The 19,731-nt window shown below is 61.3% G+C and carries 18 protein-coding genes; 6 read left to right on the top strand and 12 right to left on the bottom strand.

Features of this window, described 5'->3' with window-relative positions; genetic code table 11:
• Positions 1–39: 39 nt before the first annotated feature.
• The 11 genes from J7380_RS18635 to J7380_RS18685 all read right to left on the bottom strand — a co-directional run bounded on the left by J7380_RS18635 (position 40) and on the right by J7380_RS18685 (position 12,088).
• On the bottom strand, positions 40–1,518 hold the full coding sequence (locus J7380_RS18635) for an AMP-binding protein (protein ID WP_209197765.1): 1,479 nt from the start codon (positions 1,516–1,518) through the stop codon (positions 40–42).
• Between the two features lie 36 nt (positions 1,519–1,554).
• The gene (locus J7380_RS18640; protein WP_209197767.1) at positions 1,555–2,727 is read right to left on the bottom strand and encodes a CoA transferase; all 1,173 of its coding nucleotides are present in this window, start codon (positions 2,725–2,727) and stop codon (positions 1,555–1,557) included.
• Positions 2,724–3,365 (bottom strand): glutathione S-transferase family protein, encoded by a 642-nt coding sequence (locus tag J7380_RS18645; RefSeq protein WP_209197769.1) that lies wholly within the window; start codon positions 3,363–3,365, stop codon positions 2,724–2,726. The genes J7380_RS18640 and J7380_RS18645 overlap by 4 nt, the downstream gene beginning before the upstream one ends.
• 6 nt (positions 3,366–3,371) lie before the next feature.
• Positions 3,372–4,121 carry an SDR family NAD(P)-dependent oxidoreductase gene (locus tag J7380_RS18650; RefSeq protein WP_209197771.1) on the bottom strand — a complete coding sequence of 250 codons (750 nt, stop codon included), beginning with the start codon at positions 4,119–4,121 and terminating at the stop codon, positions 3,372–3,374.
• Positions 4,122–4,238: 117 nt separating this feature from the next.
• Positions 4,239–5,201 (bottom strand): nitronate monooxygenase, encoded by a 963-nt coding sequence (locus J7380_RS18655; RefSeq protein ID WP_348539125.1) that lies wholly within the window; start codon positions 5,199–5,201, stop codon positions 4,239–4,241.
• A gap of 44 nt (positions 5,202–5,245) precedes the next feature.
• Positions 5,246–6,034 carry an enoyl-CoA hydratase family protein gene (locus J7380_RS18660; protein WP_209197782.1) on the bottom strand — a complete coding sequence of 263 codons (789 nt, stop codon included), beginning with the start codon at positions 6,032–6,034 and terminating at the stop codon, positions 5,246–5,248.
• Entirely contained in the window at positions 6,031–6,456 is a 426-nt protein-coding gene (locus J7380_RS18665) for a PaaI family thioesterase (protein WP_209197784.1), read from the bottom strand. Before J7380_RS18665 ends, J7380_RS18660 begins: the two co-directional genes overlap by 4 nt.
• A gap of 2 nt (positions 6,457–6,458) precedes the next feature.
• Positions 6,459–7,580 (bottom strand): acyl-CoA dehydrogenase family protein, encoded by a 1,122-nt coding sequence (locus J7380_RS18670; RefSeq protein ID WP_209197786.1) that lies wholly within the window; start codon positions 7,578–7,580, stop codon positions 6,459–6,461.
• A 13-nt stretch (positions 7,581–7,593) separates the two neighbouring features.
• Positions 7,594–8,790: an acyl-CoA dehydrogenase family protein gene (locus J7380_RS18675; RefSeq protein ID WP_209197788.1), complete on the bottom strand. Its 1,197-nt coding sequence runs from the start codon at positions 8,788–8,790 to the stop codon at positions 7,594–7,596.
• A 13-nt stretch (positions 8,791–8,803) separates the two neighbouring features.
• Positions 8,804–9,982 carry an acetyl-CoA C-acyltransferase gene (locus J7380_RS18680; RefSeq protein WP_209197790.1) on the bottom strand — a complete coding sequence of 393 codons (1,179 nt, stop codon included), beginning with the start codon at positions 9,980–9,982 and terminating at the stop codon, positions 8,804–8,806.
• Positions 9,983–9,985: 3 nt separating this feature from the next.
• Positions 9,986–12,088 carry an FAD-dependent oxidoreductase gene (locus tag J7380_RS18685; RefSeq protein ID WP_209197793.1) on the bottom strand — a complete coding sequence of 701 codons (2,103 nt, stop codon included), beginning with the start codon at positions 12,086–12,088 and terminating at the stop codon, positions 9,986–9,988.
• A 329-nt stretch (positions 12,089–12,417) separates the two neighbouring features.
• Between J7380_RS18685 and J7380_RS18690 the strand changes: the two genes are divergently transcribed.
• Positions 12,418–13,305 (top strand): LysR family transcriptional regulator, encoded by an 888-nt coding sequence (locus J7380_RS18690; protein WP_209197795.1) that lies wholly within the window; start codon positions 12,418–12,420, stop codon positions 13,303–13,305.
• A gap of 7 nt (positions 13,306–13,312) precedes the next feature.
• Here the strand turns inward: J7380_RS18690 and J7380_RS18695 are convergent, their stop codons facing one another.
• Positions 13,313–14,323, bottom strand: a complete 1,011-nt coding sequence (locus tag J7380_RS18695) for an AraC family transcriptional regulator (protein ID WP_209197804.1) — start codon at positions 14,321–14,323, stop codon at positions 13,313–13,315.
• Between the two features lie 101 nt (positions 14,324–14,424).
• Here J7380_RS18695 and J7380_RS18700 point away from each other — a divergent pair, with 101 nt between their 5' ends.
• The 5 genes from J7380_RS18700 (at position 14,425) to J7380_RS18720 (ending at position 19,217) form a co-directional block, all read left to right on the top strand.
• On the top strand, positions 14,425–14,874 hold the full coding sequence (locus J7380_RS18700; protein WP_209197806.1) for a hypothetical protein: 450 nt from the start codon (positions 14,425–14,427) through the stop codon (positions 14,872–14,874).
• Between the two features lie 11 nt (positions 14,875–14,885).
• Complete coding sequence (locus J7380_RS18705) at positions 14,886–15,305, top strand: hypothetical protein (RefSeq protein ID WP_209197808.1); 420 nt, start codon at positions 14,886–14,888, stop codon at positions 15,303–15,305.
• Between the two features lie 35 nt (positions 15,306–15,340).
• On the top strand, positions 15,341–16,801 hold the full coding sequence (locus J7380_RS18710) for a coniferyl aldehyde dehydrogenase (RefSeq protein ID WP_209197811.1): 1,461 nt from the start codon (positions 15,341–15,343) through the stop codon (positions 16,799–16,801).
• Positions 16,802–16,849: 48 nt separating this feature from the next.
• Entirely contained in the window at positions 16,850–18,784 is a 1,935-nt protein-coding gene (locus J7380_RS18715) for an acyl-CoA synthetase (protein ID WP_209197819.1), read from the top strand.
• Positions 18,785–19,025: 241 nt separating this feature from the next.
• Positions 19,026–19,217 carry a hypothetical protein gene (locus J7380_RS18720; RefSeq protein WP_280635802.1) on the top strand — a complete coding sequence of 64 codons (192 nt, stop codon included), beginning with the start codon at positions 19,026–19,028 and terminating at the stop codon, positions 19,215–19,217.
• Positions 19,218–19,731 lie beyond the last annotated feature (514 nt).

Genomic DNA, 19,731 nt, shown 5'->3' on the forward strand with positions numbered 1-19,731 from the left:
GCGTGCGCGCCTCAGCCGTTGGCCGGGTGAGGCGCAGGCTCAGTCCAGCGCATAGGCCGGGTCGGTCAGCAGTTTGTTCTTCTGAATCTTGCCGGTTGCGGCCTGCGGCAAAGCCGCGACAATCCCAATCCGCGAGGGTACTTTGTAGGCCGCCATACGGTCGCGTACCCAGGCGCGCAATTCCTTTTCGGTCACGGGCGCGCGGGCGACGACAAAGGCCAGAACCTCTTCGTTGCGGTCCACTTTGCGCCCGACAACTGCGCTGAGCGTGACGGCGGGATGGGCGGTCAGCACCGCCTCAACCTCGGGTGGGTAGACGTTGAATCCGGAACGGATGATCAGCTCTTTCGACCGTCCCGCGATATGCAGCGCCCCGTCAGCATCCTGCCGCGCCAGATCGCCCGACCGCAGGAACCCATCCGCCGTCATCGCCTGCGCAGTGGCTTTGGGATTGCGGAAATACCCCTTCATCACGTTTGGGCCGCGCAGCTGCAATTCGCCGACACCCTGATCGTCGGGTGCGTGAATGCGGACCTCGACTCCCGGAACAGGCAGACCGATGGAACTGTCGTCGCGCACATAGTCCAGCCGGGTCGCGGCAACGCTGGGCGAGGCTTCGGTCAGCCCATAGCCATTGTGCAGCGGCTGGCCGAACAGGGCTTCGACCTCATGCTTGAGGCTCAGATCCAGCGGCGCGCCTCCGGCATAGATAAAGCGCAGCTTGTTGGGGGCAATCCGGGCCGAATCATGCCCCAGCTCAGCCATCAGGGCGGCGAAAATCTGTGGCACAGCGGGCAGGATGGTCACGCCCGACCGGATCGCATCCAGCACCGGCGCGACCTCGAACCGTGGCATGGCAATCAGGCCCGAGCCCTTGGCCAGTGCCGCCAGAAAGACCGAGGTCAGACCGAAGATATGGGTTCCGGGCACCACCGCCAGCGTCACGTCCTGCGGCGTGATCCGCCGCATATCGCCCGAGACCTGCGACATGAAACACAGGTTGCCATGGGTCAGCATCACGCCCTTGGGTTCACCCACCGTGCCGCTGGTATAAATCAGAACCGCCGTCTGATCCGAACCCGCCTGAACCGGCTCGATCGGCACGTCGCGCGGGGGCGACAACAGGAACGCGCCGCAATCCAGCGTGGCCACCTGAGTGGCCCCCATGCGCCGGGCATGAGCCGCCGAGGCCGGAGAGGCTTCGGGTGTGAACACCGTGCACCGTGCCTCGGACAGGTCGATCAGGCGGTCAACCTCGGCCGCGGTCAGCCGCGCGTTGACCAGAACCGTCCAGGCGTCCAGCCGACTCAGCGCCATAACTGCGACCAGAAAGGTCACGCTGTTTTCAGCCAGCACCAGGACCCGATCACCGCCCCGCACCCCATGCCGGGTCAGGCCCGCAGCGGCGTCCGAGATCATCGCCTGCAACGCGCCATAGGTAAACGCGGTGCCGTCATGATCGACAATCGCAACCGCGTCCGGTGCGCCGTTCAACAGGATGTCATGAATGCGCTTCACGAGGCCTCCCTTTTTTGCCGCGGTGTTCCGCGCAGGTTATTCAGCCTTTGCACGTTCCGCCATGCTAAAACCCAACTCTTGCAGGACCGCGTCGGTATGTTCGCCCAGGGCCGGAGCCTGCGTGATCGGACGCGGCGCATGGTTGGAGAACTTTGCCGCACCACGCGCTTGACGGACAGGGCCAAGACCTTGCTGATCGACCACTTCGACCACCTCGTTGTGCAAGACCTGCGGATCGTCGAACAGCTGATGTCGGCGCAGCACGGGCGCGCAGGGCACATCATGCGCTTCAAGCGAGGCAAGCAGCTCGGCCGTCGCACGGATCGAGACGACCTCTTCGATAAGTTCCAGCCGTTCCTGACGGTTGATCTCGCGCTGGCTGGGGGTGGCAAATCGCGGGTCTTTGATCAGGTCAGGGCGGTCCATCGCCTTGCACAGACCCACCCATTCCTTGTCCGAAATTGCTCCGACCGTGACAAAGCCGTCCGAGGTGGGAAAGATCATGTCATGGGGGGTGTTGGACGCATCCTCCTCCTTGCCGACAACGGCCACGGGCGCCATGCCGTCGACCCAGTTGAAATTCAGCATCGCATCCAGCATCGAGACTTCCACATGCTGCCCCTGCCCCGTCACCGACCGGCTGTAAAGCGCCGCCGAAACGGCCTGTGCGGCATAGACGGCGGTGATCTTGTCCACCACAACCGAGCGGATCATCTTGGGCCGACCGGTCAAAGGATCAGATTGCATGTCGGCCAGCCCCGACAGGGCCTGCACCACCGGATCATAGACCCGCTTTTTGGAGTATGGCCCGCTGCTGCCGACGCCGCTGATCGACAAATAGATCAGGCGGGGATTGCGCCGCAGCGCTTCTTCGGCGCTGAATCCCAGCCGCTCGGCCACGCCGGGGCGGAAGTTCTGAGCGAACACGTCCGCCTCTTCGATCAGCCTCCACAGCACCTCACGCGCGGTGTCGCCCTTGAGGTCCAGCGCAACCGACCGCTTGCCCCGATTGCACGATACAAAGGCCGGGGTGAACCCCGCCACTTTGCCCCGGGCGCGCATGATATCGCCTGTGGGGGGTTCCACCTTGATCACATCCGCCCCCTGATCGCCAAGGATACCGGTTGAACACGGCCCCGAGATCACAGAGGTCACGTCGACAATCTTGATACCGGCAAAGGGGCCGGTCTTCTGCATCTCATCGGTCATGTGTGGTTCGCTTTCATGGCTGCCTGAAAGGCGGGTCTGCCTGTCAGTCTTTGGAAATAGTCGTCGAATTCGGCCGGGCGCTCGACCCCCATGCGGTCGGCAAACCGCAGACAGGTGACAAGCAGGATATCGGCCAGAGTGAATGTCTCACCCAACAAATAGGGCGCGCCGGTCCCGACCTGCCGCGCGGCTTTCTGCGCCATCCGCAGGAAGTAGGCGCGCGCCACATCCACCGCGACCGGGGCCTGACCGTAGATCTCGTGCAGATCCTGATGCCGGCGGATCGTATAAAGCGATGCGGCGTCCAGCTCGGTCGAGATGAAGGACATCCACTCGAAAAACCGGGCCCGCGCCGCACCGCTCTGCGGGATCAGGTCAGGAGAACGGCTGGCATATGTCTCGGCCAGATACAGCATGATCGCCGTGCTTTCGACCAGCGTCAGATCACCGTGCTGCAGGGCCGGAACCTTGCAATCGGGATTAACCGCCTGGAAATCGGGCCGCTCCATCGCCGCTGTGCGCGGGCGGATCGGCTGACAGTCATAGCTGACCCCAAGTTCGTGCAGAACCCAATGGGCGCGCAGGGTGCGGACGGTGCCCACGCCCCACAGGATCGGCGTCACGGTTTGATCTGACATCGGGCCCTACCAGTTCTCTCCGTAGGGGCGCAGGTCCAGCTCATGCGTCCAGGCATCAGGGGTCTGGCTGTGAACGGCAAAAAAGGTCTCGGCAATGCTGTCGGGTTTGACCAGAATGTTGTCTGCATCCACGTGATCGTCGCCAAATTTCTTGCGGCGGCGTTCATGGATGGCGGGCATGTCGACACCTGCGTCGATCACGATATGAGCCACGTGAACCCCTTTGGGGCCAATCTCGCGCGCAAGACTCTGCGCCAGAGCGCGCAGCCCGTGTTTGGCGCTGGCAAACGCGCCGAACCCCGCCTTGCCGCGCATACTGGCCGAGGCCCCGGTGACCAGGATCGTTCCCTTGCCGCGCGGCACCATGCGAGAAGCTGCCTCGCGCATGGTCAGGAAACCGCCGAAACAGGCCAGTTCCCAGATTTTCCGAAACATGGTGGATTTGGTTTCCAGAAACGGAAAGGGCGAATTCGATCCGGCATTGTAAAGCGCCACCTCAATCGGGCCCATCTCGGCCTCGACCTTGTCGAAGAAACCCACAACCTGATCTTCGTCGCGTGCATCCAGCGAAAAAGCGTGCAGCTCATGCCCTTCGGCGGCCAGCTCGGCCACCAGAGCGGCGGATTTCTCTGCGTCCCGTCGCGCGATGGCCACGCGATATCCGGCCCGGGCAAACCGGCGCGCAAACGCCGCCCCGATCCCGTCCCCCGCCCCGATTGCCAAGGCGACCGGTTTTTGATTTTCCGCTGAAGGCATCGCCTTCCTCCCTTCGTCAGTCCTGTCTTGAACTTGACTATAGTTAAATTCAAAATCAGGTAGTAACGCCCAAATTCATATTCTTACTATTCACCTGTGAATGCTGGATCCGCGGGCTCAGGCAACCGCACCCAGATGCGACAACGCACCAAGGGCTTCGGCCTCAAGCCGGTCAACGATGGCTGCAAAGGGCTCGACCCGATCGACAAATCCCAACGCATGGCCCGCCGACAGAATCCCGCGCGACACGTCCCCCGTCTCATAGGCCTGACGACCGATCTTGCCCGCGACATGTTCCATCAATCCGCCGATCCCGATATCGGGATTGTCGCGCTCCAGCTGCGACACGATGGCGGTGGTTTCGTTTCGCAGACTGCGCACGGTGTTGCGCACCGATTGCATGGTCAGGGCCGTATCCAGTTCGGACGCGTCGATCAGCGCCTGCTTGTAACCGGGATGGGCCTGCAACTCTTCGGCCACCAGAAAGCGCGTGCCCATGACCACACCCGAGGCGCCCATCGCCAGCGCTGCCGTCACCTGTTTGCCGTGGCCGAACCCACCGCCGACCAGCCACGGGATCGTCAGGCGTTCGCCCGCCAGACCGGCATTAACCATGCTGCCGACCATATCCAGACCCGGATGCCCGCCGCATTCCGCCCCCACGATCGAGACCATGTCGACGCCCACCTGTTCCGCCTTCACCGCATAGCGCAGCGACGGCACCTTATGCAGGGTGACAATCCCCGCATCCTTGAGGATCGGCATGAATGCCTCGGGGCTGCGCCCGGATGTTTCGACAAACCGCACGCCTTCGTCGGCTATCAGGCGAAAGATGTCTTCGGTCTTTTCACCCGGCACCAGCTTTGGGATCATCGACACGTTGACCCCAAACGGCGCGCCTTCGCACATGTCGCGGCAGCGGCGGATCTCCGCGCGCAGATCGCCGGTCTCGGGGAACGAGGCGGCTGTGATGAACGAAAGGATCCCCGCCTTGCCCGCCGCCGAGACATAATCGGCATTGGCCAACCATTGCAGGCCACCGGCGACCACGGGCAGTCTGGTGCCATATGTGCGGGTCACTGGGGTATCAAACATTTTTGGTCGGGGGGCAGTCTGGGCCAATTTCAATCTCCTTCGCGGAAAATCGGGGCTTTTTTGTTCAGAAACGCGGTGATACCGGTCAGGGCCTCATCCCCGCCTAGTGCCTGCGCCATGGCGTCCCGCTCGCGTGTCAGGTGGCTTTCGAAATCCGAGGATTCGGCAGCATTCATCAACAGCTTGATCTCGGCCAGAGCCTGCGGGGGAAACTGATACAACCGATCGGCCAGCGCGCAGGCGCGCGCCAGCGCTTCGCCCGCGGGGGTGGTTTCGGTTATCACGCCCAGATCCAGAAGACGGCTGGCCCCAAGCGGTTCGGCCATCATCGCCATACGCGCCAGCGTGGCACGTGGCAAAGCCCGGCTGAGCGCATAGGTGACTGCCCCGTCGGGCACCAGCCCGGCGCGGATATAGGCCAGCGTGAACTTCGCCTGTTCGGCCGCCACGATCATGTCACAGGCCATTGCGATGGATACACCCGCGCCCGCCGCGCCGCCTTCAACTGCGGCGACAACGGGCTTTGGACTGGTGCGCAGGCTGCGGATAACATCGCCCAGCTTGTCGATCTTGTCCTGCCGTTGTTCATAGGTCAGGGCGCGACGTTCCTGCAGCGCGTTCAGGTCACCTCCGGCGCAAAAGAAATCACCCTCACCGGCCAGAACGATTGCCGCGACGCCATCATCAGCAGCGGCCTGCTGCACCCCAGCAATCACCCCGCTATAATAGGCAGGCGTCAGCGCGTTGCGCATAGCGGCGTTACAGTTCCAGATGATTAGCGCATGGCCCCGCCGCTCGGTTTTGACAGTATCAGTCATTTGCCTCCTCCGGCCCGCTGGTCGGGCAACAGTTTGAACACACCGGTCGAAGTCGCGATCAGCGCGTCCGCATCGTCGCGCAATTCGCAATCGACGAACTTGGTCTTACGGCCGCCACCCGTCACCCGCCCCACAGCGCGCAACCGCCCCGAGGCCACTGCGGACACGTAGTTGATCGTCAGCGTCATGGTCAAAGCAGGCATCACCGAGTCTGGGTCTTCGGACAGGCTGGCCGTTAATCCGCCGGCCGTGTCCAGCATCGTTGCCGTTATGCCCCCATGAATGGTCCCGCGTGGGTTCCGGTGCAGATCGCCCATCTCCAACACACAAAAGGCCTGTTGGGTTTCGCGGTTGAACCCCACAGAATAGCCCAGCGTTTGCGCCAGTTTCAGCGGCCAGCGTTTCAGTTCGGTATCTGCCATGACTAGCCCGCCCCGAACGCAATGAACCGCATCAGGTGATGATCCACGTCACCGAACTGATGGTCGATCATGGTCAGCCGACGCGCATAGTGGGACAGAGCATATTCATCGGTCATTCCGATCCCGCCATGCATCTGAATGCACTCCTCCGCGACCAGGGCTGCCACCCGTCCCGTCAGGTTCTTGGCGGCGCTGACGTGGCGTTCCCGCTCGGTGCGGGGGCCGTCCAGATGACCGGCGGCCAGAATGACGCCCGAGCGGACCTGTTCGATCTCGATCAGCATATCGGCCATCCGGTGCTGGAGGGCCTGAAACTTGCTAATCGGAACGCCGAATTGCTTGCGCTCTTTCAGATAGGTGACCGTCAGATCGCGGGCGGCCTCCATCGCACCAAGCGCCTCGGCGCTCAGCGCGGTCAGGGCGCGGGCCACCGCAGCCTCGATCGCCTCAAAACCAGCTCCAGCCTGCCCCAGACGCGCGGCGGGGTCCAGACGCACCTGCTGCAGCGTCACGGTCGCGCCCGAGGTGCCGTCCAGATTGGGGTGATCGACCACTGTCAGACCCTCAGCGTCAATCGGGACCAGAAACAGGGATATCCCCGTCTCGTCCCAGACATCGCCGCTTTCGCGGGCGCTGACGATCAGATGTCCGGCCTGCGCACCAAACAGCACATTGGTCTTGGTTCCGGTCAGCACCCGTTCGTCGCCCTGCGCCTGCGCGGTGGTCGCAACATGGTTCAGGTCATAGCGCGCATCCGTCTCACCATGAGCCAGAGCGATGATCTGCTCGCCCGTGATGATCTCAGCCACCAGGTCGCCACAGCCCAGCCCGGCCAGTATACTGCCGGACAGAAGGGCGGGCAGCAGCGGCTCGATCACGCCAGCGCGGCCCAGTTCCTCGAACACCACGGACAGGTCAAACCCGTGGCCGCCAAAGCCGCCTTGCTCTTCGGTGAACAAGGCCCCCAGAACGCCCAGTTCGGCCAGCGCGCTGAAAACCGTTTCATCATAGGCCCGCCCCGAGGCAATCACCGCGCGACGATGGTCGTGCGTATAGCTGTCCCCCAGAAACCGCTGCAGCGTGTCGCGCAGCATAACCCGTTCTTCGGAATGATTGAAATCCATCTGACGGGCTCCGTTACAGTTCCAGGATCGACTTGGTGATGATCGTGCGCTGCACCTCGTTCGAGCCACCAAAGATCGACAATTTGCGCATGTTCAGATAGTTCGGCCCCGCCCCGGCGGCATGTTCCGGGCCAAGCTCTTCGGCATTGTGGCCGCCGTTCAGGAAATCGCTCTGAAATGGCTGCGCGTCTGGTCCGATGGCGCGGCGCAGCAGTGAGGTCAGCTCCTGCCGGATCACCGTCCCCTTGATCTTGAGCATCGAGCTTTCGGCCCCCGGTGCCTTGCCGCTGGCCGCCGCGGACACCATCCGCAGATTGGTCATGGCCATGGCCATCAGGTCGATTTCAACTTGCGCCATACGCGCCGCGAACAACGGCGTCTCGGCCAGCGGCCGCCCGCCTGACTGCACCTGACCGGCCACTTTTTTCAACGTCGCCAGCGCCGCATTCGAAAACCCGACGCCTGCGATATTGGTGCGTTCATGGGTCAGCAGGTATTTGGCATAGGTCCAGCCCTTGTTTTCCTCGCCTACAAGGTTTTCGACGGGCACGCGGACGTCGTCGAAGAACACCTCATTCACCTCGGCCTCGCCGTCGATCAGAACAATCGGGCGGACGGTGACGCCCGGCGTGTTCATGTCGATCAGAAGAAAGGAAATCCCTTCTTGTTTTTTGGCATCAGGGTCGGTGCGCACCAGACAGAAAATCCAGTTGGCATGCTGGCCCAACGTGGTCCAGGTCTTTTGCCCGTTGACCACATAATGATCGTCTTCCCGCACAGCCCGTGTCTTGACCGCCGCCAGATCCGACCCCGCACCCGGTTCGGAATAGCCCTGACACCACCAGTCCTGACCATCCAGAATACGCGGCAAGAAACGCTGACGCTGCGCCTCGGACCCAAAGGCCAGCAGCACCGGGGCCAGCATACTCAGGCCAAAGGGCAGGTTGCGCGGCGCATGGGCCAGACAGCATTCTTCTTCAAAGATATGCCGCTGCACGGCGTTCCATTCGCATCCGCCATAGGCCCGCGGCCAGTTCGGCGCCAGCCACCCCCTTGCGTTCAGCAAGCTGTGCCACAGTTCAATGTCAGCTTTGCCCAGACGTTTGCCCAGACGCACCTTTTCAGACAGGTCTTTGGGCAGGGTGTCTTGCAGCCAGGCGCGGATTTCGGCGCGAAAAGCTTCGTCTTCGGTGCTGTAAGTCAGATCCATTGCAGCGCCTTTGTTAAAAGATCTCGAACAGGCCCGCGGCACCCATGCCGCCGCCGATGCACATGGTCACAACGCCCAGCTTTGCGCCACGGCGCTTGCCCTCGATCAACAGATGGCCCGTCATGCGCGCCCCGGTCATGCCAAAGGGGTGCCCGATCGAGATCGAACCGCCGTTGACGTTGCAGATCGCCGGATCAATCTCCAGCCGGTCCCGGCAATACAGTGCCTGGCTGGCGAAGGCTTCGTTCAGCTCCCACAGGTCGATATCCGAGACTTTGAGCCCATGACGCTCCAGCAGGCGCGGCACCGCAAAGACCGGGCCAATCCCCATCTCGTCGGGTTCACAGCCCGCGACGACAAAGCCCTTGAACGCGCCCAGAGGCTCCACCCCTTCGCGGGCTGCAACATCACTGTCCATCAGGACCAGCGCCGCCGCCCCATCCGACAGCTGGCTTGCATTGCCTGCGGTGACAAACTGCCCGTCGCCGCGCACCGGGGCCAGGCTGGACAGGCCCTCAAGCGTGGTGTTGGGGCGGTTGCAGTCATCCATCGCAAAGGTCACCTCTTTGCGGGTCACCTCGCCGGTTTCCTTGTCCTTGAACGCCTGCGTGACGGTGATCGGAGCGATCTCGTCATCCAGCTTGCCGGCGGCCTGCGCCGCAGCCGTGCGTTTCTGACTTTCCAGCGCCAGTTCGTCCTGCGCCTCGCGGCTGATACCATAGCGTTTGGCGACCACATCCGCCGTTTCGATCATCGCCATGTAGACGTCGGGCTTATGCGCTTCCAACCACGCCTCACGCGATTGCGGAGGGCGGGTCGGAGGCATCTGGCTGATGCTTTCGACACCGGCACCAATCGCCGCCGGGGCACCCTCCATCACGATGGCATGGGCGGCCATGGCCACCGTTTGCAGGCCCGAGGAACAGAACCGGTTCACCGTGCTGGCCGAAGTTGTCACCGGCAACCCTGCGCGCAGCACAGACTGGCGCCCGATATTGGCCCCGGTCCAGCCTTCGGGATAGCCGCAGCCCATGAATACGTCTTCAACCATGGCCCCGTCGATACCGGCGCGTTTGACCGCATGTTCGATGACATGACCGCCCATGGTCGCGCCGTGGGTTTCGTTGAACGCCCCGCGATAAGACTTGGCAAGCCCGGTGCGGGCGGTGGATACGATGACAGCTTGTTTCATCGGTTACTCTCCTTGAGTGTTCAGGCTGGCAAAGGAACGACCCTCTTGCGCCAGACGTTCCAGCAATGGGGCCGCCTGCCAGAAATGCGGATCTTCTTCGGCAAAGCGCTTAATATCAGACAGGATTTTGGAAATCCCAACCGTGTCGGCATATTGCATCGGCCCACCGCGCCAGCGCGGAAAGCCGTAGCCGTTCAGCAAGGTCACATCCACGTCAAGCGGCCGCAGCGCGATGCCTTCTTCGACAATGCGCGCGGCCTCATTCACCATCGCGGCCATGTAACGATCCACGATCTCTGACGCGTCGATCGCACGCGGAGCAATGCCCTTTTCCGCACGTTCTTTGGCGATGATCTCTTCGACCTCGGGGTCGGGTCGACCATTGGGCGCGGCGTCGTCATAGATGTAAAACCCCCGGCCCGTCTTGCGGCCAAAGCGACCCATCTCGCACAGGCGGTCGGCGAATTCAGGATAGACCTCATTGGGGTCGCGCGTGGGGGCCAGGCGTTTGCGGTTAGCCCAGCCGATATCCAGCCCCGCCAGATCGCCCACGGCAAAAGGCCCCATCGCAAGACCAAACCCGGTCAGCGCGGTGTCGACGTCAAACGGGCTGGCCCCGGCCAGAACCGTGGCGTTGTTCGCTTTTTGATACTGCGACAGGATGCGGTTGCCGATGAACCCGTCACAGACCCCCGCGCGCACCGCGATCTTGCCCAGCTTTTTGGCCAGCGCATAGCCCGTCGCCGTCACATCCGGGGCGGTGGCATCCCCCACCACAACTTCGAGCAATCGCATCACATGGGCGGGTGAGAAGAAATGTAACCCGATCACATCAGCAGGCCGGCCTGTCATCTGCGCAATCGCGTTCAGATCCAGATATGAGGTGTTCGATGCCAAAATCGCGCCCGGACGGCAGACCTGATCCAGCGTGCCAAAAATCTCTTTCTTGACCTCCATGCTTTCAAACACGGCCTCGATCACCAGATCAACCTGCGCCAGATCCGTATACTCGATCGAAGCCCGGAAACTGTCGGACAGGATCGCGTCACAGGCCTGCTGGCTGAGCTTTCCGCGCTTCACGGCCCCCATCAGCAGCTTGGAGACGGTCGAGGTTGCCCGATCGACGGACTCGGCGTCGCGTTCGATCAGTGTCACGTCAAGGCCGGACAAAAGAGAGCATACAGTGATGCCCGCCCCCATCGTGCCGCCACCAACAACCCCGACAGTGGCAATGTCGCGGGGGCTGACCCCTTTGATTTCCGGCAGCTTGCCTACCTGCCGTTCGGCAAAGAAGGCATGGGTCAAGGCCGCGCGCTGATCGCTTTGCACAAGATCCAGAAACAGCGCCCGTTCTTTCGCCAGACCTTCATCGAAGGGCAACAACATGGCGGCCTCAAGCGCCTCAAGGCACTTCTGCGGCGCTACCGCTCCGCGCGCCGACTTGCGCACCTTGTCGGACAGGACCGCAAACCGGTTCTCATTCATCTGATCACAGTCATTTGCGCTGGTGGGTCGGGGGCCTTTCCCGTCGCGGATCAAAGCCTGCGCAAAAGCCAGCGCCTCAGCCCGCAAATCGGCCAGGGGCACCACCTTGTCGACCAACCCGATCTCAATCGCTTTTTGCGCCTTGATCGGCCGACCACCGGTAATCATGCCAGCCGCCTCATCCATCGGCACCAGACGCGGCAAGCGTTGCGTGCCGCCTGCGCCGGGTAAAATCCCCAGACTAACTTCGGGCAAACCCAACTGGCCCGAGTCGGCCGCCACGCGGTAATGTGTGCCCATCGCCACTTCGAGGCCGCCGCCAAGAGCTGTGCCGTGAATCGCCGACACAACAGGGATCGGACAGGATTCGATCTGGTTGATCAGATCGGGCAAAACCGGCTCCAGAATCGGGCCGCCGAATTCCCGGATATCGGCGCCGGCAAAGAAGCTGCGCCCCTCGCAGATCAGAACAATCGCCCGCGCCTTACCCTCTGACATCACTTGCAAAAAAGCGTCCTGCAGCCCGGACCGAACCGCATGCGACAAGGCATTCACCGGCGGATTGTCGGATTGAATGACGGCAATCTCGCCGTTGTATTTCAGGCTGATGGGGCGTGTCATACTGTCATGATTCCTTGCTGTGCTCGTTTCGCTTGCGCGATCATTTGGAAGGAATTGGTCGCCCGCCACAACCCGGCCTGCGTAGCGTCGGGTGTCCGCTGCATCCGCAACACCATGGGTGGTCCTCCCGTTTCCACCTATAGTTGCCCAACCCGCTGACGGGTCATCTACACCATGATGCATATTCTTTTTTGACAGGAAATTGCTGCTTAAGTATAGTATTCATTCAAAAATGAATAGCATATTGAGCTGTTGCGCACCTGCACTCTCTGACATCTTGCAGTGGTTTTTTGCAGTTTCAAACGGGCACAATAGCGATCGGAGCACCGATGAATGAACCGCTGGACTGGAACGGCGTCCGCGATTTTCTGGCAACTGTCGAGGTCGGCAGTCTGACACAGGCCGCAATCGGTCTGCGGATCAGTCAGCCTACGCTCAGTCGCCGCATCGCGGCGCTGGAAGAACAGCTGGGCGCGCAGCTTCTGGTACGCGGCCCGCGGCATTTCAAAGTGACCGAGGCCGGCAAGCGCCTGCAGGCCATCGCGCAGCAGATGCAGTTGACCTCTAAGAAAATCGAAAGCAACGCCTGGGAAGGCGAAGACATTCTGGGGGGCACCGTGCGGATTTCCGCAACCGAGGCCGTCACAAATGCGTGGCTTATCGACCAACTGCCCGAGTTTGTTTCAGCCTACCCCGAACTTTCCATCGAAATGGTCACCGACAATCGTCTAACCGACCTTCTCAACCGGAATTCGGATGTGGCCATCCGGCTTGTGCGCCCGACCCAGAAAGAGCTGATCGCCAAGAAAGTCGGCGTGATGAAAGTCGGCTATTATGCGTCGGTGACCTATGTCGAAAAGTTCGGCGCCCCACAGACCATTGCCGATTTGTCCGATCATCGCACCATCGCCATCGAAGGGTCGCGCAGGTTTGCGTCCGAAGTCGACGCTGTCACCCGCCACGGCAATACGGCGCTGCGCCTGCGCAATGTGTTGGGGGTAATGCGGGCCGTCCGGGCCAATTTGGGCATTGGCCCGATCTACAGCTTTCACGCCGCGCGCCATCATGACCTTGTGCGCGTTCTGGAAAAAGAACCTCTGATCGAAATGGAGATCTGGCTGACCGCGCACCCCGAATTGCACGAAAACCCCAGTATTCGCGCGGTGTATGACTATCTGGCACTGTGCTTTGCCAACCAGAAGGAACAGTTCAGCTGACACTCACTCAGATATTCCGCCCTGCTTTGCCCGGCGTGTATCCGTACTCCTTCGTGAACGCGCGCACGAAACTTGACGGTTCGGCATAGCCCGCGCGCCAGGCGACCTTGGATACGCTCAGGCTGGTGGTGGTCAGCAACTCATGCGCAATGGCCAGCCGCACCCGGACAAGTATGGTGCGAAAACTTGACCCTTCCTCGGCCAGCCGACGGGCCAGCGTCCGGTCGCTGGTCTTTAGGGTTTCGGCCACCGATTTGATCGTTGGCGCGTTCGAGATGTCCGACAGAATCGCATCCTGAACCTGTGCCGTCCAGGTGTCCTGCGTGCCGCTGCCCTGCAGCGCCTCGCATTGCTTGAGGCACACGGCCAGCTTCTCGGGGTCATGTTGCGGCAGGGGCAAATCCAGCAACGACCGGGGAATCACCACCGCGTTCATCCGGTCGCTGGATTCGACAATCAGCCCAAGTTCCCGGTTCAATGCGGTGGCAAAACCTTCATCATATTCCATGGTGCGTAAAGTCGTCGCCGCCGCAAGACTTGCAGGCAATAAGACAGAGGCAAAGTTGAACAGAACGGTCAGGTGCCGCTCCAGCACGAATTTTCGCAGCTCTTGCGGCAAGGGCGACGTGTCGAAGGTGATCAGCGCCTCTTCGCCCTGCTCGACAAGGTCCATCCGTGCGATCATGAACGACAGGCGCGCATAGTCCATCGCAGTTGACAGGCTGGCGCGGAAGGTCGGGCTGGACAACAGGGCATAGCCCCAGATCCCCAGCGTTTCGGGCCGGATGCGGCGGCCAATTCCGATGCCCATACCGGGCTCATAGGGTTTATGACGCAGGAAATTCTCGATCGCCGTCAATTCCTGCCCGATCGTCACCTTTGTCGCGGGATCGTACAGTTCGAACAGGGTCAGGCCCGTTTCCGCCAGACATTCTTCGGCGGAAACGCCGAACTCGGGCGCGGCCTCACACAGGATACGGATACTGCCCGGCAATCGTGTCTGGTCAGGTTTGATCATCCTCATTTGCTACTGCGCTTGGCGGAAAATGTCAAAAAACTGGCAGGACGTGACATCGACATACCCCCCGACCTCTGGTCGTTTGAGGGTGGGAGGACATCATGAGATCACTTATCGCCATTCAGGATGGTCAAATATCGCTTGAGCAGATCAAACAGCTTGAGGCGGCGTTGCGGGATCTCTACCGGCAACATGTCGGCCCCGACAAGCTGACCGTGATCTGGAACGTGGCGGATGCCCAGCACACGATCACGGATCGAAAATGGTCACGGTCATCATCCTGTTCCGTTGCGGTGCCCGACGGATTTTCAAACGATAAGCGCGAGACCTTTCTGCTTGAACTGGACCGGACCTGGCGCGCGATCACCGGGCAGCACCCGGATCAGACCTCGTTCGTGGCGTTTGACAACGCGCGGTTCCAAGAGGTGATGAACGGCAATCTGGAGAGGTTGTCACCGCTGGGGCGGCTGCTGTTTCTGACCAGGATGACCTTTCGGCTGATGCGCTCGAAACGGCGCAACGGGGTGCTGATCACCCGTTTCAACCAGTAAGGAGCGCACTCATGCCGCTGTATACCATCGCGACCCGCAAGCCTTTGCCCGAACAGATGCGCTTTGACATCGCACAGACCATCACCGATGTGCATTGCGGTCTGACCGGCGCGCCGCCGGAATTTGTGAATGTCATCTTCATGACCGGTTACCGCATGCGTCGGGGGGCGTTTCTGGGCCTGAACGGCAATGTCCGGATTGGCGGAAATCGCGGCGATGATCTCTATGAACAACTGAACCGAAAGCTGCTCGCGCAGGTCGCGCAGGTTGCCAAGCTGGACCCCGCAGCGGTGCTGGTCAAGTTGATCGGGGTTGAATTCAACTGGGTTGTCGAAGGCGCCATGACCATGCCTGCCCCCGGCGAAGAAGGCGACTGGCTAGAGCGCAAGAAAGCCATCCATGCCGCCATGGGCATAACAGACGCCGCCTGACGCCCTGCCCCCATTTGACCGAAAGGATACGCAAAATGTCCGCACCTCATCTGACCCCCGTTCGCGCCGAAGCCCCGGATCTCGAGAGCCTGCTGCTGGCGCAAAAACAGGCCGCGCTGGCAGATCCGTTGCCGGACCGCGCCACGCGTATCCAGCGGCTGGACAAGCTGCACAACGCCTTGCTGGACAACCGCGCGCGGATCATCGCAGCCGCGAACAAGGATTTCTCGAACCGGGCGGCGGCGGAAACGCAACTGGCCGAGATCATGCCCTTGCTGGACGGGATCGCCTATTACCGCAAACGGCTGCGCAAGCTGATGCGTCCGCAAAAGCGCCATGCGCCCATGACCATCCGGCCCGGCCGGGTCGAGGTGCGCTATCAGCCTGTCGGTGTTGTTGGCATCGTGGTGCCCTGGAACTTTCCGTTTTTCCTTGGGGTCTCACCCCTGATCGGGGCGCTGGCGGCGGGCAACCGGGCGATGATCAAAGCGTCTGAATTTGCCCCGGCTTCGGGCGATCTGCTGCGCGAGATAATAGCCGAGACATTTGACGCAACCGAAGTCACCGTGATCACCGGCGACGCCCAGGTCGCCACCGCCTTTACGCAATTGCCGTTCGATCATCTGGTGTTCACCGGATCAACCAAGGTCGGCAAGATCGTCATGCGCGCGGCGGCCGAAAACCTGACCCCGGTCACGCTGGAGCTGGGGGGCAAATCCCCGGCCATCATCCATCAGGATTTTCCGATGGACGAGGCCGCGCGACGGATCGGGTTCGGCAAAGGTTTCAATGCGGGGCAAATCTGCGTCTCGCCCGATTATGCCCTGTGCCCGCGCGACAAGGTCAACGCATTTGCCAGCGCCTTCTCCGACGCGATGACCAAAGCCTACCCAAAGCTGCGCGACAACAAGGACTATACCGCCATCATATCCGACCGGCAGAAGACCCGGCTTGAGGGGTATCTGAAGGACGCCGCCGACAAAGGGGCCGAGATCATCGAGATCAACCCCAAAGGCGAGAGCTTTGATGACACCCGCAAGATGCCGGTGACGCTGGTTCTGAACGCCTCGGATGACATGCTGGTGATGCAGGAGGAGATCTTTGGCCCGATCCTGCCCGTCATCCCCTATGACCGGCTTGACGACGCAATCGCCTATGTCAATGCCCGCCCACGCCCGCTGGCGCTGTATTACTTTGACTGGGACACGGCCCGCGCCGATCAGGTTCTGGACCGCACCCATTCGGGCGGCGCCTGTATCAATGACACTGTCTCGCATGTGGGGGTCGATGACATTCCCTTTGGCGGCATCGGGCCATCGGGCATGGGGCACTATCACGGAGAGGAAGGGTTCAGAACCTTTTCCAAAGCCAAGGGCATCGTGCGCAAGGGCAAGTTCAACTCCACCTCATTGGTAGGGCCGCCCTGGGGCAACCCGAATTTCCGGGGCCTGATGAAGATGCAGTCCTGGCGGTTCCGGAGACGCAAGATCGACTGAGCCGCCACACTTCGCCTTTTCCCAGGATCACCACACCAGATGAACGTAATGACCCACCTCAAAGACGGATTCACCGCCCACACGGATATCCAAGCGTTCGAGGCCACCCCGCTTGCCGACCGGGATATCCCGGGCACAACCTACGAGGCGCTGCGGCAGGGAACGTCGCTCAACCCCGACTACCCGGCGCTCAGCTTTTTCGTGACGGGGGATGCCTATGACCGGCCCCGCACGCTCAGCCATCGTGAGCTGTTTGCCAAAGTGACCCAGACCGCCAACGCATTGCGACGGCTGGGGATCGGGCGCGAGGATGTGGTGGCCTATGTGCTGCCCAACCTGCCCGAGACCCACTTCACCATCTGGGGTGGATCGGCAGCGGGGCAGGTTCTGGCCATCAACCCGCTGCTTGAGGCCGACCAGATCGCCGACCTGCTGCGTGCGGCAGATGCCAAAATCCTGGTGACGCTTGAGAAAACGCCAAAGACGGACATCTGGCAAAAATGTCAGGCGGCGGCGGCATCAGTGCCCAGCCTGCGCCAGATCGTGACCTGCTCCGTCTTTGACTGGATGGATGGCGCGGTGGGCACGGCGTTGCGGCTGGTCAGCAAAACCCGCAAGTCATCGCTGAACGTCGGCGGGCGCACCCTTCCGGTGACGCGGTTTTCCACCATGATCCGGGGCGCGCGGGCCGATGCGCTGGAGTTCGATCCGCCCAGACCGTCGGATATTTCGACCATGCTGTGTACCGGCGGCACCACCGGCCTGCCCAAGATCGCGCGGCGCAGCCATGCCTCCGAGGTGTTTGACGTCTGGTCCATCAGCCAGTTCAACCCAAACACGTTCGAACCGGGGTCCGCCGCGCTGTGTGGCCTGCCGCTGTTTCATTCCAACGCCATTCTGGTGACCGGCCTGCTGGTTCTGCTGAAAGGCGGCCATATCGTTCTGGCCACCCCGCAGGGCTATCGCGGCGAAGGCGTGATCCCAAATTTCTGGAAGATCGCCGAGCGATACAAAATCGTGACTTTCTCGGGTGTTCCCACGGTCTATTCCGCATTGCTGGATGTGCCGATTGACGGGGCCGATCTGTCTTCGATCAAATTTGCTGCCTGCGGTGCCGCGCCCATGCCCGTTGAGCTGTTCAACCGCTTCGTCACCACCACCGGCATTCCCATTGTCGAAGGGTACGGCATGACCGAAGGCGCGGTTGCCTCGTCTCTGAACCCCCGCGACCCAGATGGCGGCACCCGGATCGGGTCCATCGGCCTGCGCCTGCCCTATCAAAAGATGCGCTGTGCCGTGCTGAACGCCAATGACGAGTTTGACCGCTGGGCTGATACGGACGAGGTCGGCGTAATCATGATCTCGGGGCGCAACGTGTTCGAAGGCTACATGATCGACAGTCAGAACCGGGGCATCTTTTTCGATATCGACGGCGAGCGCTGGTTCAACTCGGGTGATCTGGCGCGGCAGGATGCGGATGGCTATTTCTGGATGACCGGCCGCAAGAAAGAGCTGATCATTCGCGGTGGTCACAACATCGACCCCAAGATGATCGAAGAGGCGATGCACGCCCATCCCGATATCGTCCTGGCGGCTGCCATCGGCCGCCCCGACGAAAAGGCCGGCGAACTGCCCGTGCTGTATTACCAATCCACAACGGGCCGCGATGTGCCCCCGCAGGATCTGGCCGCATACGCGCAGGACCATATTCCGGAACGGGCCGCGTTGCCCAAGGCGTTCATCCGACTGGATGAGCTGCCGCTGACGGCCATCGGGAAAATCCACAAACCCACGCTCAACATGCTCGAGATCGAGCGCACCATCCGCGCCGAGGCCGAAGCGGTGGGGGCCGTAATCGAAAGCCTTGAAGTCACACCGGACAGCCAGCGCGGGATCGTCGCGCGGCTGCAAGCGGGCACCGGGCGGGAAGATCTGGCCCGGAGGCTGGGCAATTACGCATTCGCGGTCGAATTCAAAGCCTGACGGGCGGGGAGGCCCGGAACAACAGGCACCATCGGGAGGGAAAAATGGAACTAGCAATTCAGATGATCTTGCCGCTTGCGCAGGCCTTTATCATGTTTTGACTGGGCCTGACTCTGACAATCGTCGATTTTGCCCGAATGTTTCGTGGCGGCAGAACGCTGATGATCGGCGTGTTCAGTCAGGTCATCATGCTGCCCATCGTGGCTTTTGGTGTCGTGATGGCCTTTGACCTGCCCCCATACTGGCCGCAGGAACCATGCTGCTGGCATTTTGCCCGGGCGGCGTCAGCTCAAACGTCATCTCGCAGCCGGCCCGCGGGGATCTGGCGCTGGCGGTGTCGCTGACCACGTATCCGATCACCCGGCCGGCCATCATCCTGTTCCGCCCTATCGGCACGTTGGGCCTGAGCCCAATCGCGCAGACCGCCAAGTAAAGCGGCCTTGATGAAACATTGCACTCAACGTTAACCCACATTGTCGTGACCGCATGAAAGGTGGATGCGAGTCTGGCCAGCACTCATACCAAAGCTGCCAATGTTGCCGCCTATGAACAGCTGGATCAGCAATCGTCATTCTTTCGAGGACGTCTCGCACTGGTTCATCGGCGCCACTAAGCTTCCGATCACCTGTGATGCCGAAGGCAATGTGGTGTGGGTTCTGCAAAGCTATGCGTTTCTGGAGATCTGTTGCAAATCATGTCGCCGACGTTGGTCCTCAAAGAAGTTTACGACACATTTTTTAACAGAGCATTGCCTTTAATGCTTATTTTTTACAATTTTTGCGCACTGCATTGAGGCCAAATTACATGTGTATGGTGATGTTAGGCTCTGGACCCATTAATTTGGTTGCGGTCGACTTGGCTGCGTGATTCAAGCGCCTGAGTTTCAGGGGTATTTCATGAGCAATCTATTCTGGCTGACTGACGAACAGATGGAGCGTCTTCAGCCT

The sequence above is a fragment of the Ruegeria sp. R8_1 genome, from assembly GCF_017743815.1.
Taxonomy (GTDB): domain Bacteria; phylum Pseudomonadota; class Alphaproteobacteria; order Rhodobacterales; family Rhodobacteraceae; genus Ruegeria; species Ruegeria lacuscaerulensis_A.

What these genes read in the sequence shown, in the direction of transcription:
- J7380_RS18670 (WP_209197786.1), bottom strand. Translation starts at nt 7,580, where the DNA reads ATGGATTTCAATCATTCCGAAGAACGGGTTATGCTGCGCGACACGCTG.
- J7380_RS18665 (WP_209197784.1), bottom strand. Translation starts at nt 6,456, where the DNA reads ATGGCAGATACCGAACTGAAACGCTGGCCGCTGAAACTGGCGCAAACG.
- J7380_RS18680 (WP_209197790.1), bottom strand. Translation starts at nt 9,982, where the DNA reads ATGAAACAAGCTGTCATCGTATCCACCGCCCGCACCGGGCTTGCCAAG.
- J7380_RS18690 (WP_209197795.1), top strand. Translation starts at nt 12,418, where the DNA reads ATGAATGAACCGCTGGACTGGAACGGCGTCCGCGATTTTCTGGCAACT.
- J7380_RS18700 (WP_209197806.1), top strand. Translation starts at nt 14,425, where the DNA reads ATGAGATCACTTATCGCCATTCAGGATGGTCAAATATCGCTTGAGCAG.
- J7380_RS18675 (WP_209197788.1), bottom strand. Translation starts at nt 8,790, where the DNA reads ATGGATCTGACTTACAGCACCGAAGACGAAGCTTTTCGCGCCGAAATC.
- J7380_RS18695 (WP_209197804.1), bottom strand. Translation starts at nt 14,323, where the DNA reads ATGATCAAACCTGACCAGACACGATTGCCGGGCAGTATCCGTATCCTG.
- J7380_RS18685 (WP_209197793.1), bottom strand. Translation starts at nt 12,088, where the DNA reads ATGACACGCCCCATCAGCCTGAAATACAACGGCGAGATTGCCGTCATT.
- J7380_RS18715 (WP_209197819.1), top strand. Translation starts at nt 16,850, where the DNA reads ATGACCCACCTCAAAGACGGATTCACCGCCCACACGGATATCCAAGCG.
- J7380_RS18640 (WP_209197767.1), bottom strand. Translation starts at nt 2,727, where the DNA reads ATGACCGATGAGATGCAGAAGACCGGCCCCTTTGCCGGTATCAAGATT.
- J7380_RS18645 (WP_209197769.1), bottom strand. Translation starts at nt 3,365, where the DNA reads ATGTCAGATCAAACCGTGACGCCGATCCTGTGGGGCGTGGGCACCGTC.
- J7380_RS18660 (WP_209197782.1), bottom strand. Translation starts at nt 6,034, where the DNA reads ATGACTGATACTGTCAAAACCGAGCGGCGGGGCCATGCGCTAATCATC.
- J7380_RS18650 (WP_209197771.1), bottom strand. Translation starts at nt 4,121, where the DNA reads ATGCCTTCAGCGGAAAATCAAAAACCGGTCGCCTTGGCAATCGGGGCG.
- J7380_RS18710 (WP_209197811.1), top strand. Translation starts at nt 15,341, where the DNA reads ATGTCCGCACCTCATCTGACCCCCGTTCGCGCCGAAGCCCCGGATCTC.
- J7380_RS18705 (WP_209197808.1), top strand. Translation starts at nt 14,886, where the DNA reads ATGCCGCTGTATACCATCGCGACCCGCAAGCCTTTGCCCGAACAGATG.